Origin of the sequence: Brevibacillus fluminis (assembly GCF_052072235.1) — a bacterium.
Taxonomy (GTDB): domain Bacteria; phylum Bacillota; class Bacilli; order Brevibacillales; family Brevibacillaceae; genus Brevibacillus_D; species Brevibacillus_D fluminis_A.
Genome location: NZ_CM125436.1, coordinates 410538 through 423303 on the forward strand (window position 1 = coordinate 410538; position 12766 = coordinate 423303).

9 protein-coding genes and 2 pseudogenes are annotated in these 12766 nt (G+C 52.4%); 7 read left to right on the forward strand and 4 right to left on the reverse strand.

Going from position 1 to position 12766, the window contains the following annotated elements; genetic code table 11:
* Window positions 1–4: 4 nt before the first annotated feature.
* From ACTID9_RS02415 to ACTID9_RS02430, 4 genes and pseudogenes are all read left to right on the forward strand, one after another.
* Window positions 5–1060, forward strand: a complete 1056-nt coding sequence (locus ACTID9_RS02415; RefSeq protein ID WP_441069673.1) for an RNA-guided endonuclease InsQ/TnpB family protein — start codon at window positions 5–7, stop codon at window positions 1058–1060.
* Between the two features lie 274 nt (window positions 1061–1334).
* On the forward strand, window positions 1335–2756 hold the full coding sequence (locus ACTID9_RS02420; RefSeq protein WP_441069674.1) for a putative bifunctional diguanylate cyclase/phosphodiesterase: 1422 nt from the start codon (window positions 1335–1337) through the stop codon (window positions 2754–2756).
* A 142-nt stretch (window positions 2757–2898) separates the two neighbouring features.
* Window positions 2899–3237, forward strand: a pseudogene (locus ACTID9_RS02425) (S-layer homology domain-containing protein); the annotation flags it as partial.
* Between the two features lie 147 nt (window positions 3238–3384).
* Window positions 3385–4233: pseudogene (locus ACTID9_RS02430) on the forward strand (DUF4822 domain-containing protein); the annotation flags it as partial.
* Between the two features lie 66 nt (window positions 4234–4299).
* Here the strand turns inward: ACTID9_RS02430 and ACTID9_RS02435 are convergent.
* The 4 genes from ACTID9_RS02435 to ACTID9_RS02450 all read right to left on the reverse strand — a co-directional run bounded on the left by ACTID9_RS02435 (window position 4300) and on the right by ACTID9_RS02450 (window position 8981).
* The gene (locus ACTID9_RS02435; RefSeq protein ID WP_441069675.1) at window positions 4300–4998 is read right to left on the reverse strand and encodes a response regulator transcription factor; all 699 of its coding nucleotides are present in this window, start codon (window positions 4996–4998) and stop codon (window positions 4300–4302) included.
* Window positions 4964–6640, reverse strand: a complete 1677-nt coding sequence (locus ACTID9_RS02440; RefSeq protein ID WP_441069676.1) for a sensor histidine kinase — start codon at window positions 6638–6640, stop codon at window positions 4964–4966. The genes ACTID9_RS02435 and ACTID9_RS02440 overlap by 35 nt, the downstream gene beginning before the upstream one ends.
* A gap of 128 nt (window positions 6641–6768) precedes the next feature.
* Window positions 6769–7893, reverse strand: coding sequence for an aminotransferase (locus ACTID9_RS02445; RefSeq protein ID WP_441069677.1), 1125 nt, complete (start codon window positions 7891–7893; stop codon window positions 6769–6771).
* A 32-nt stretch (window positions 7894–7925) separates the two neighbouring features.
* Window positions 7926–8981, reverse strand: a complete 1056-nt coding sequence (locus tag ACTID9_RS02450; RefSeq protein WP_441069678.1) for an ornithine cyclodeaminase family protein — start codon at window positions 8979–8981, stop codon at window positions 7926–7928.
* 135 nt (window positions 8982–9116) lie between these two features.
* On the opposite strand from ACTID9_RS02450, the gene ACTID9_RS02455 reads away from it, so the two are divergent.
* The 3 genes from ACTID9_RS02455 to ACTID9_RS02465 all read left to right on the forward strand — a co-directional run bounded on the left by ACTID9_RS02455 (window position 9117) and on the right by ACTID9_RS02465 (window position 12751).
* On the forward strand, window positions 9117–9998 hold the full coding sequence (locus ACTID9_RS02455; protein WP_441069679.1) for a LysR family transcriptional regulator: 882 nt from the start codon (window positions 9117–9119) through the stop codon (window positions 9996–9998).
* Between the two features lie 176 nt (window positions 9999–10174).
* Window positions 10175–11581 carry a YfcC family protein gene (locus tag ACTID9_RS02460; protein WP_441069680.1) on the forward strand — a complete coding sequence of 469 codons (1407 nt, stop codon included), beginning with the start codon at window positions 10175–10177 and terminating at the stop codon, window positions 11579–11581.
* Window positions 11582–11596: 15 nt separating this feature from the next.
* Window positions 11597–12751: a M20 metallopeptidase family protein gene (locus tag ACTID9_RS02465; RefSeq protein ID WP_441069681.1), complete on the forward strand. Its 1155-nt coding sequence runs from the start codon at window positions 11597–11599 to the stop codon at window positions 12749–12751.
* Window positions 12752–12766: the final 15 nt, after the last annotated feature.

Below are 12766 nucleotides of genomic sequence, written 5' to 3' on the forward strand. Positions count from 1 at the left end.
GCTCATGCAATCATTAACTGTAAAAATCCGAATTTTCCCTGATCATCCAGATGTTCTACGCCAATTAGGAAAAGAGTATATTCGGGTAGTTAACCAACTGAGTGAACAGGCGGAACAACTTGGAGTGTTTCCGAAAGTGACAACCAAAGATGTAGAATCCCAACTCCCCTCTGCCGTCTGTAATCAAGCCATTCGTGATGCCAAGAGTGTATACCGAAAAATCAAGAAGTTGGGGACTCGCCCTATTCTGAAAAAACCTGTCTATTTCGTCAACAATCAAAACTACACGGTATCCGAAAATACAGTTGCCTTCCCGATCGTTGCAGATGGAAAGGCGAAGAAAACAACGTTTTGTGCGACGATGACGAGCCGAGATAGGGAATGGTTACGCAAAGGAAAATCTGGATTGATGCGTATCATTGAAAAGGCAGGGAAATGGTACGCTCAAATTTCGGTAGAAGTGCCTACAAGCGTAACAACCAACGAAACCATCATGGGTATTGATCTTGGTTTGAAAGTTCCTGCTGTTGCTGTCACTTCTACAGGTAAAACCCGATTCTTCGGAAACGGCAGACAGAACAAGTACATACGAAGAAAGTACCAACAACGTAGACGTAAATTAGGGAAACTCAAAAAGTTGTCTGCCATTCGCAAACTTGGCAACAAAGAACAACGTTGGATGAAAGATCAAAACCATAAGATAAGTCGTCAAATTGTCAATACAGCCATTCAGGAAGGTGTGTCCATAATCAAGCTTGAGCGACTAAAGAATATTCGCAAAACGGCAAGAACAAGCCGTAAAAACGCAAGGAATCTGCATAGTTGGACATTCTATCAGCTTCAGCAGTTCATCTCCTACAAAGCAAATCTTTCTGATATACAGGTTGTGAAGGTCAATCCTGCCTACACTTCTCAATCTTGTCCAGCCTGTAGAGAGAAGAACAAAGCGAAAGACAGAAGGTACGAATGTTCATGCGGATTCAAAACTCATCGTGATCGGGTTGGAGCTATCAATATCATGCGTCAACCTGTGGCAGATGGTAACAGTCTGTCAGCCTAAGATGCTAGATGCACTGTCTTAGGACGGGCTGATGAGACAGCCCTAAACTTGGGGGAACTACGGATAGCAGAAATGCACGTCCGACTACCACCCAAGAATCCCACTGATACCAAAGGTGTCAGCTTGCGGCTTTAGCCGTGGGAGTCTCAAGCGAATCTATGTGTTTCATGTTAGGAAACTTCATAAACTCCTAAAATTTGTTCCATAACTTTCCTAATTCCTTCGCTCCATAATAGAGAAGCACGAAATGCCCATCTTTGGAGGCGACAAGAGAGTGAATGCAGTTCAGATCGTTTTGCTCATCGGCGAGTTTTTATTCTTGGCGACGGCATTGTTTCTGGTAGGCAACGAGATATACCGATTGTTTTTTTCCAAGACACCACGAGAAGCAAAAGGAGAGCGCACCTCTCTTCATCCATACAATCCGCTGACCAGTCTGCCCGATCGGGCACGGCTGGAAGACCAACTGCATGATTTGATCGAACAGGCCGCCCAGTCCAATGCCCAACTGGCGGTTATTTTTCTGGGCATCGACAATTTCCAACGGATCAATGATACGCGAGGGCACCGGTTCGGCGACGAGCTGCTTGATGCGGTAAGGAGTCGGCTCTTGCAAAGCATGGGGGAGAACGACTCGATCGGGCGTTTCAGCGGTGACGAATTTTTGCTGGTTCTGGCCGACATCGGGGACCGGCTCGACATCCCGTACCGCATGAGCAAAGTGGAAAGCTTGTTTGACGCTCCCTTTTTCATCCGGAGCATTCCGATCTATTTGACCGCGAGCATGGGAATCGTCCGGTTTCCGGAAGATGGCCGCAATGCCCAGGAGCTGCTGAAAAAAGCCAACATGGCGATGCATCAAGCCAAGGAAGCAGGGAAAAACCGCTATCTTCCGTATCAGGAGAGCATGCAGCATGAGATCGAGCGGAAGTACATGCTTGAAAATGAACTTCGCCATGCGCTTGACCGCAATGAGCTGCAGCTGCATTACCAGCCCCAGTTTGAGACGGCGACGGGACGCATCAGGGGATTCGAGGCGCTGGTTCGCTGGAAACATCCGGTCATGGGGGCGATTTCGCCCGCCGAGTTCATTCCGATTGCCGAGGATTCCGGCTTGATCGTGCCGATCGGCAGATGGGTGCTGCGGGAAGCGTGTTTGAAAAACAAGCAAATTCAGGCCCTCTATTTTCCGAAATCCGTCATGTCCGTCAACATTTCAGCCGTACAGCTGCTCTCAGGCGGCTTTACCGAAATGGTAGCCGGGGTGCTGCATGAGACCGGTCTCTCCCCTGCTTCATTAGAGATCGAGCTGACGGAGAGCATGCCGATCACATCGTTCGACTCCGCGATCCCGCTGCTGGAAACATTGAGCGGCTGGGGCATCAAGCTGTCGCTCGACGATTTTGGCACCGGCTATTCCTCGCTCAGCTACTTGAAGCGCTTGCCCTTTCACACGCTGAAAATCGACAAGATGTTTATCCAGGACATCGCCAAGGAAACGGGGGGAAGCGCCATCACGGAGGCGCTGATCACGCTCGTCCATCAGCTTGGAATGGCCGTCATCGCAGAAGGGATTGAGAATGACGAGCAGCTTCGCTGCCTGAAAAAATGGAAATGCGATTGCGTGCAAGGCTATTTGCTGGGCAGGCCGGTTCCGTTCGCGGAAGTGCCGGGCTTGTTTCAGGGAAAAGCCTGATTGTTATGTTTTTGTAATACCGACGACTCGCTTTTTATTCGATTGCAATGCGCGGGAAGGTACGATAGCAGCATAAACCAACCCGAAAGCGAGTGGATCGATCATGACGAAACGATATACGGTACTCGGCGTAGCCGCGATCATGGCGGCAATAAGCTTGGCCCCTGTTGCACCTGTCCAGGCAGAAAAAGCCCACGCGGCGTTTGCGGATCTCGGTCAGGCGGGAGGCTACCAGACGGCCGTTCAGGCGCTCACCCGGCAAAGCGTATTGGCAGGCTACAGCGATCGCGCATTCAAACCGGATCAGCCGGTCAAGCGGGCAGAGCTGGCGAAAATGATCGTGCTTGCGCTTGGCAGCGAATCCAAGCAACCAGCCGCAAGTCTGCATGATGTCAAGCAGAACGATTGGTATTACAGCTATGCGCAGACAGCGGTGCAAAACGGGCTGCTGGCAGCGCAGAACGGCAGCTTTCACCCGAACGCGCACGTGACCGTCGACGAATTGATCACAGCCGTGGCGAAAGCGGCCAAACTGGCACCAGCCGACTTGCAAAACGTGCTCGGAAACGTAAAAAAATCACAACAGGCTACACGCGGCCAGGCTGCACAACTGGTTTATCAGGCGCAGCAACTCGCAAAAAGTACGCAAAAAGCGCCTCAAACCGGTCAGGAAATGGCCCAAATTCTCAGCAGCACGGATTGGCAAGGTACAAGCGTATACGACAAAGATCATCATGACCTGACAAAAGAAAATGCCAACTTCATCGGACTGGCGAAATATGACGCACAAACGGCTCGCTATGAATTTTTTGATGCGAAAACAGGAAAAAGCCGCGGCGATAAAGGAACGTTCTTTATCACGAATGACGGGAAGAAGAGAATCCTGATTTCGGAATCGATGAACTATCAAGCTGTCGTTGACATGATTGAAATCAATCAAGACATTTTTACCTATAAGAGAATGGGAAAAGATGCGAATGGCAACAACGTAGAGGTATTTGTCGAACATGTACCGTTTACAGGAGAAAAGCTTTCGTTTACGGACCCGGACAAGAAGCTCGACGCGACGACAGGCGATATCGTTACCAAGGTGGATGGAGACAAAATTTTAGGCAGCACCCTTTGGAACGGTACGAAGGTCGTGGATGAAAACGGCAACGATGTCACAGCATACAATACGAATTTCATCAGTCTGGCAAAATTTGATGAAATGACGAATCAATATGAGTTCTTCAATCTTCAAACAGGCGAAAGCCGTGGCGACTATGGCTATTTCGACATTGTGCACGGCAATAAAATCAGAGCCCATGTTTCCATCGGCGAGCGGAAGTACGGCGCTGCTCTTGAACTAACCGAGCTTAATGAAAATCGCTTCACGTATAAAAGGACAGGTAAAGACAGAGACGGCAAGGACATCACGGTATTTGTTGAACATGAACCATATAAAGGTGCTTTTAAACCCGAATTTAGCTTTTAAATAAAACGCGATGACAGTAAAAAAAGAACTGCTGGGACATTGCCCCGGCAGTTCTTTTTGTCGTTTTCACAACTCCCGCACCATATACCCGACGCCGGGATAGGTCACGATCAGATTGCTCTCCTGATCCACCTGTTTGATTTTTTGCCGGACGCGGGCGATTGCGACGCGTAAATATTCGACATCATCGCGATACTCGCTGCCCCAAATGTCGCTGAGCAATTGCTCATGTGTCATCACCTTGCCGGCGTTTTGCAGCAGAAGCACGAACAGCTTGTACTCCGTATCCGTGAATTTGATTTCCGTATCATGCAGCCAAATCCGGCGCTGGCCGAGATTGACCGTCAGCGGGCCGTTCTGCAGCTCGCTTATGCCGATCGGGTTCACCGGCCTGCTGTCGGCGCGGCGCAGAACGGCATGGACGCGGGCGAACAGCTCGTCGAGCGCGAACGGCTTCGTCAAATAATCGTCGGCCCCTTCGTTAAGCCCTTGCACTTTGTCGGTAGAATTGCTGCGGGCGGTCAGGATGATGACCGGCACGTTGGAAAAGCTGCGGAGCCGCTTCAATACCTCGAAACCGTCCATGCCCGGCATCATGATGTCGAGCAGGATGAGATCAGGGTCAAACAGGTCGATCTGGTCGAGCGCCTCCGAGCCGCTGGTGCAGGACGCGGTCTCGAAGCCGATTGATTTGAGATTGGCCGAGATGAAGCGGATGATTTTAGGCTCATCATCCACGATCAAAATTTTGGGTTTCTTCATCATTATCACCGTCATGTAAAGAGTATAGAGGAACGGATAAAGTAAAGGCGCTGCCGGTACCCTCTTTGCTTTCCACGGCAATCCGGCCGCGGTGCGCTTCCATGATCCCTTTGCTGATCGCCAGACCGAGGCCGGTGCCGCCGGTAAGACGGCTTGCGGTCACATCCACCCGGTAAAACCGGTCAAAAATTTTGTCGAGATGATCGTCCGCAATGCCGATACCGTTGTCCTCCACACGGATGTGTACGAACCGTTCGTCACATGTTGCGGTCACGCGAATGTGCGGCTGCTGCTGATTATAGCGGAGCGCATTGGTGTAAAGATTGACGAGCACTTGCTCCAACCGGTTTTTGTCCCCGTGAATCAGGGGGAGGTGCGGCGGGATGTTCGCTTCAAAAACGGCCGCCTCCTGCTGTGCTTTTGGCAGGCGTCGCCACGCTTCCTCGACGATCGGTCGCACCCTGAGCGGTTCAAGGGAGACATGCAGGACGCCGGACTCGATTTTGGAAATGTCCAGCCATTCGTCGATCAGTTCCTGAATTCTGCCGATGTCTTCATGGACGCCTTCCAAAAGCTCCCGTTTGAACTCCTCGTCCCACTGTGCATCGCGGCGCAGCAATGTTTCCACACTTCCCTTGATGCTGGTGATCGGCGTTTTGAATTCGTGGGAAGCCAGTGAGATCAGGTCGTTTTTGAGCCGATCCACGCGCTGCTCCAGCTCCGCGTGGCGTTTGGCGAGAAAAGCGCCGATGCCCAGCGTGACCAGAAGGGTAAGCACGATGAGCAGCGAGCTTGATTCAAGCGATTTGAAAAAGGCAGCGTTCACCGCCGAGGTCGATTTGCTGACCCAGACGATCCAGTCCAGATCGGGGATGACGTGATAGGCGACCAATTCATCCTGCTTGCGGATGCCGGAATAGAACGTCCCCAGCCCTTGTCCGTTTTCACGCGCGGCTTTGACAACTTCCTCGTCGGACAGGTCACGGATGACGGTGCGGATGCTGGCGTCGGGGTGGTAGATCGCTTTGCCCCGGTTGTCCAGCACCACCGGATAGGCGGACGGGCCGTAATCGTATTGGGTGACCAGCTTGACAACCTGGCTGACATCGAGCGTTCCGATGACACTACCCGCGAAATGGCCGCTCGTATACAAGATCGGCACCGCAATCGTGATCAGCGGCTTCGCCGGCTTTTCTTGCGACAAAAAGACTGGTGAAATGGTTGGGCTGCGCGTTGCAGCTACCTGTTGAAAATAGTCGCGGTCATGAAAGTCAGCATGGATCAAGCCTTGCTGGGCCTTGGAATGGTAGGCGATGGTTCGGCCCTCGCGATCGGTCGCATACAGCGTCGTAAACCCGGCGAAATGGCCATTCACCGACTGCAGCAGAGAGGTGATGCGCCGGGGATCGCGATCGGGCGTAGAAGCGATGTCGGCGGCGATCGTCTCGACTGCTGTGCGATGGTAAAATACGTAGGTTTCGACGGCATCCGCCATCCGCTTCATGGAATCGAGCTGGTTGCGGGTATATTCTTGTGACAGTTGATAAATTTGCACGACCTGGATGCTGCCCAAAAGCACAATGGGGATCAGGGCGATGATCGCGATGATCCAGGTCAGGTGAGAGCGCAGCGTGCGAGGCTTCACAACGATTTCTCCTCATTCATGCAGGTAGAATTGCTAGTTACGATGATGGCATAGAAGCTTGGGGAATACAACTTCCCGTTAAAGAAAAAAAGGCCGGGGAAGGTTCCCCAGCCAACAATCTCTCATATTCAGGCGAGCGTGCGCATGTAGGCAGAAACTTTTTGCAAGCCTTGACGCAGCATTTCGGTCTCGCACGCATACCCGATCCGTACCCAGCCCTCCAGATCGAAGCAAGCCCCCGGCGTCATGAAAGCGCCTGTTTCGTTCAGCAAGCCTTCGCAAAATGCGACGGATGATACAGGCAAATCGTATTTGAGCATCGCCGTCGTTCCGGCGCGCGGCTTCACATACGTGATCAAAGGCTCCTGCGCCACCCATGCATCCAGAATCGACAGGTTGTCCTTGATGATCTTGCGGTTGCGGCTCATGATGCGGTCATAGTTTTTCAATGCATGAACGGCAAGGATGTCATCCAGCATGCCGACGCTGATCGTGTTGTAGTCGCGGTGCTTGATGCATTCGGCAATCACATCGCTTGGGCCGGCGATCCAGCCCAGGCGCAGACCGGCGAGGGAGAGTGCTTTGGACATGCTCGACGTGCTGATCCCTTTTTCGTACAGGTCAGCCACTGATGGAACGACCAGATCATCATCCTGAAGCAAATTGCGGTACACCTCGTCACACAGCAGGTAGGCGCCGCAGGAGCGGGCAATCTCGACGATCTGTTCCAGCAGCTCACGCTCGATGATGGCGCCGGACGGGTTGTTCGGATTGTTGATGCAGATCAGCTTGGTGTTTTCGTTCACCAGGGAGCGCAGTTCTTCCGGATCAGGCAGATAGCCGTTTTCCGGCTTCAAATGGAGCAAATCTACCGTTGCGCCAAACGAGCGCGGCACTTCATAAATTTGCTGGTAGGTCGGATGGACAGCGACGACATGGTCGCCCGGCTTCACCAAGGAATAGAACACCAGAAAGTTGGCAGCGATCCCGCCGTTCATGACCAGAACGTTATGCGGGTCGACGGACTGATACAGATTGGCGACCAGCGACTTGAACTCCGGCGATCCTTCGATATGGCCATACGTCAGCTTTTTCTTGGCGAGCGAGCGGAAAAACTCGTCCGGATCGGTGCCGTCGATGCGAATCAATTCCTCGACGGTCAGCGAATCGACGCATGTTTCCGCGATATTGTAAACCGCGCTCATCTCATACTTGTTCATCCAATCTTCTACTGCAAACAACTTGATATCCATTGCAAAAATCCCCCTTTGTCACAATGTTTTGTTTATAGTGTAGCGACCGTACCGATCCCTTTTTCCTCGGCTTTTGCCAAAACATAATCAGCCGTGATCAAATCTTGCAAGGCAATGCCGGTGCTGTCGTAAATCGTGATGTCCTGATCCGACAGGCGTCCCGGCGTTTTGCCCAAAATGACGCTGCCGATTTCGGCGACGATCGCTTCTTTGGCCAGCAGCCCTTTTTTCACCGCCACTTTTGTTTCTCCGACGTTGATCGCTTGGGTTACATCATCGACGAAGACACGCGCAGACGCAAACAGATGCTCATCGATTTCCTGCTTGCCCTCCATGTCGGCGCCGATGCAGGAGAAGTGTGTGCCTGGCTTGACCCATTCCTTCATGATGATCGGCTTGCGGGACGGCGTCGCCGTGATGATGATGTCTGCCTGCTCCGTTGTAGAGCGAATATCATCTGTGGCCGCGTACTCAATATCGATGCGGTCGAGCAGCGTGTTGTACAGCTCCTGGTCGTGCTTGTACGGAGCCAGGAACTTTTCCTGCAAGTGATGTTTCACCGTTGCGCAGAAAGCGGCGGCTTTTTCATACGAATTCGCATTGTAGACGGTCACTTTCTTGATATGTTTCATCGTCATCAGCGTGGCCATGATTTCATAGGCAGCCAGATGGCCGGAGCCTACCAGCAGCAAATGCTCCGATTCGGGTCTGGCCAAATATTTGGCACCGATTCCGCCGGCCGCGCCTGTGCGCATCAGGGTGACAGGCTCGCCGCTCATCATGCCTTTCGGGACGCCCGTATTGCTGTCGAGGACCATGACGAAGCCGACCAGGGCAGGCAAGTTTTTGGATGGGTTCTCGCCATACCAGCCAACGAGCTTCAAGCCGAAAATGTTGGCCCCGGTCAGGTGGCCCGATTTGATGTCCATATCCGCTTTGCCGGGAGCGAATTCGTGGAACACCATCGGGAAGAGTGAAGCCTCGTTTTGTTCCTTTAACGTATAAGCGCGTTCTACCAGTTCAATCACATTTTTCATATCAAGCAGTTGTTGCACGCTCGCTTGGTCGATTACTCTGAATGGAAACATTGCGGTTCCTCCTTGCCGGAATAGGTGTGACTCTATGGCTTTGACTTTAGCATAGAATAAACTAATAATTAAATTAGCGTATTTTATAGTAACCATTGAGAACGTACGAGACGAACTGCGTTTGGGGGGAGACCGATGGAGCTTCGAACGTTAAAAACCTTTCAGGTCGTTGCGGATCAGCTGAATTTGACCAAAGCTGCCGAACTGCTTGGATATACACAACCTACCATCACCTTGCAAATACAGACGCTGGAGCGGGAGATCGGCCATGCTCTGTTTAATCGGGTGGGGAAGAAGACTTTCCTGACACCTGCGGGGAAGATGATGAAACACCACGTCGAAAAGCTGTTCGGGGTCGTTTCCGAGATGGACAAGGCGATCAAGCTGTTGGATGGCCCCTACGGAACGCTCGTGGTCGCTGCGCCGGAATATTACTGGACGCACTATTTGTCCCAGTTGATCCGGTCCTATGTCAGCCATCATCCGCAGGTCAAACTGAAGCTCGTCTCTTGCAACAGCGCGGATGTGGTCCGTATGATCACGGCGAATGAAGCGGATATCGGCGTCATCGCCGGGCATAGCGACAGCCAGGAGATCGAAACGCGACTTTTGGAAAAAGAAGAGCTGGTGGTCGTCACGACGCGGGAAATCTATGAAAGCCACGACCGCTCCTATATCATGGAGCATTACCCGTTTATTTATAAAGAGAGCTACAATCTGGATGGCCTGAACCACCAATCGATCACGGAAATCGATTATCATCCGGCTACAGCGATTGAGAGCAGCAGCGAGGAAGCGATCAAGATCGCGGTGTTGAACCAAACGGGAGTGGCGCTGATCAGCGCCAATTTGATCAAAAATGAGCTGGAATCGGGGGCATTGGTGCCGCTGTACCGCCTCGAACAGCGTTTGGATACGTATTTGATCCATCTGAAAGACCGGGCGGATGAGACGACGATCCGCTCATTCGCCGAAATGGTCATCGAAGGCTGGCAAGAGGCAGGCGGAATCAGCTGACACACATATCAATTGGGAAGGGCGATGCTCGTTGGGAGAGTGTCGTCCTTTTTTATCTGTGAAGGAATTAAGATGTTTAATAGTTACCATTGAACATCTCAATTAGTTGAGGAGAGGAGGGTGTGCTACCATGTAAAAAAACCAAAGATTTCGACAAAGGAGGCTTACATCAGCATATGGGTCATTCCAATCTCGCAGTCAACGTACCACAAAAGAAGAAAGCCCGGGAGATCAACGTATTTGTCCTGCTTTTGATTGTGCTTTTGATCGCAGCGGTTTCCACGTATGTTCTTCCTGCGGGCGAGTATACGCGGCAAGATGTGAACGGACGCAGCGTCGTCGTGCCCGACACGTACAAAGCGATTGAAGCAAGCCCGGTCAGCTTGATGGGACTGATCGGTTCCATTCATACCGGAATGGTAGAGGCATCGTCCATTATCTTTTTCGTCCTTATTATTGGTGGTACTTTTGGTATTCTCACGGCAACAGGCACGATTGAGGCGTTTATTTCAACACTTTCCCGCAAGCTGGCGAACCAGGAAAAATGGCTGATCCCGATCATGATGTTGTTTTTTGCGATGGGTGGAGCCTTGATGGGGATGGCGGAGGAAACGCTGGCATATCTGGGCATCATGATTCCGCTCGCCATTGCACTTGGCTTTGACGTGATAACGGGCACGGCGATCGTGCTCATCGGGGCTTCCGTCGGTTTCACAACAGCCGTCATGAATCCGTTTACAGTGGGGATTGCGCAAGGGATTGCCCAGCTGCCTCCTTTTTCCGGAATGGGCTACCGGATTGTATTGTTCGTGGTGATGTATCTGGTTTCGGTATTTTTCGTCTACCGTTATGCGATGAAGGTGAAGCGCGATCGCGGGTACGGATTTTTTGCAGATGGCAAATACGACAAGGCCGAGTCGTCCGATTTGAAACTGGAGACGCGGCACAAGATCGTGTTGGGCTGTTTTTTGCTGAATTTCGTTGTTTTGGCTTACGGTGTCGTCAAATTTGAATGGTTCATTACCGAAATCGCCGGTTTGTTCACGCTGCTTGCGGTTGTGATTGCGTTCGTTGGCAAGCTTTCGCCAGGTGAAACCGTCAACGCCTTCATGAAAGGTGCTTCCGGGCTGATCTCCGGCGCGTTGATCATCGGGGTGGCGAGAGCGATTGTCGTGATTTTGACGAATGGTCACGTAATTGATACGATTCTGTATAATGCGTCTTCGGCGATTCATCATTTGCCGCCATCGCTGTCCGTCGTAGGCATGTATGTGCTGCAAAGCGTGATTCACTTGATCGTTCCTTCCGGCAGCGGACAAGCGGCATTGACGATGCCGATCATGGCGCCTTTGGCCGACCTGGTAGGCGTGACGCGGCAGACCGCCGTGCTGTGTTTCTCCATGGCGGACGGGATCGGCAACATCATTTTCCCGACATCGGGTTACTTCATGGCTGGTCTCGCCATTGCGGGAATTCCGTGGAGCCGCTGGGCCAAATGGATTTTGCCATTGATTTTGACACAGTACGCAATCGGATTGGTTGCGGTGATCGTGGCTCAACTGATCGGTTACGGGCCATTTTAACGGGAGGCTTGCTCTATGCAAAAAATGATTTCCGCAGAACTCGGTGAGTGGGCGATTGCCCACCGCCGCTACTTGCACCAGCATCCTGAATTGTCAGGTGAGGAATACCAGACCCATGCTTATATCAAACGGCATTTGGAAGAGCTGTCCATCGAGATTTTGGATTATCAGGCACCCAGCATCGTCGGGTACCTCAAAGGGGCAGACGGCAGCAAAACCATCGCACTGCGCGCGGACATCGATGCGCTGCCTGTGATGGAAGAGGGCGACAAAAGCTATCTTTCCAAAGTGCCCGGCATCGCCCATGCGTGCGGACATGACGGACATACGGCCGTTTTGCTCGCCACAGCCAAGTGGCTGTCGGAGCATCGCAGCGAGGTAAAGCCGAATGTGGTCTTCCTTTTCCAATCGTCCGAAGAGCGGGAACCGAGCGGGGCGGAAGCGCTGGTTCAGCAGGGCGTGCTGGAGAACGTCGACGCGATCTTTGGCATCCATCTGTGGCAACCGTTGGCAAAAGGGTTGATCGGGACATGCCACGGTCCGATGATGGGGGCTTGCGACGAATTCAAGATTACGATTGCAGGAAAAGGCGGGCATGGCGCGATGCCGCATGAGACGGTCGATCCGATTTTCATCGCCAGCCAGATCGTAAGCGGGCTGCAATCGATCGTCAGCCGCACGCTGAGCCCGCTGCAGTCGGCCGTCGTGACGGTCGGCAAGGTCGAGGCGGGCAGCACGTTCAACATCATCCCGAATGAAGCGGTGATGCTCGGGACGACGCGCAGCCTGACGGTGGAGACGCGCCAGCACATTTATGACCAGATGAAACGGATCGTGGAAGGAATTCCGGTGAGCTTTGGCGCGACCGGACAGATGGAGTATTACTGGGGAACGCCGGCAGTGATCAATGATCGGACACAGAGCCGGTATGTGGAAGAGGTGGTCCGCGCAACGTTTGGCGATGCGGTCTATGCAGCCGATATGGAGCCGACTTTGGCTGCGGAAGATTTCGCCCACTATTTGGTGAAATGCCCCGGCGCCTTTATTTTCGTCGGCATGGGTGGAGAAGCGAGTGCCTATCCGCATCATCATCCCCGCTTTGATATTGATGAAGACGTGATCCCGTCCGCCATCGAGCTGTTCATCCAGCTCGTCCTGCGGTTCGGCTGATCCGCTGTGACCAAA

Excerpts from the sequence above, each read along its gene's own strand:
- ACTID9_RS02465 (WP_441069681.1), top strand. The coding sequence starts at position 11,597 with ATGCAAAAAATGATTTCCGCAGAACTCGGTGAGTGGGCGATTGCCCAC.
- ACTID9_RS02435 (WP_441069675.1), bottom strand. The coding sequence starts at position 4,998 with ATGATGAAGAAACCCAAAATTTTGATCGTGGATGATGAGCCTAAAATC.
- ACTID9_RS02460 (WP_441069680.1), top strand. The coding sequence starts at position 10,175 with ATGGGTCATTCCAATCTCGCAGTCAACGTACCACAAAAGAAGAAAGCC.
- ACTID9_RS02455 (WP_441069679.1), top strand. The coding sequence starts at position 9,117 with ATGGAGCTTCGAACGTTAAAAACCTTTCAGGTCGTTGCGGATCAGCTG.
- ACTID9_RS02445 (WP_441069677.1), bottom strand. The coding sequence starts at position 7,893 with ATGGATATCAAGTTGTTTGCAGTAGAAGATTGGATGAACAAGTATGAG.
- ACTID9_RS02450 (WP_441069678.1), bottom strand. The coding sequence starts at position 8,981 with ATGTTTCCATTCAGAGTAATCGACCAAGCGAGCGTGCAACAACTGCTT.
- ACTID9_RS02415 (WP_441069673.1), top strand. The coding sequence starts at position 5 with ATGCAATCATTAACTGTAAAAATCCGAATTTTCCCTGATCATCCAGAT.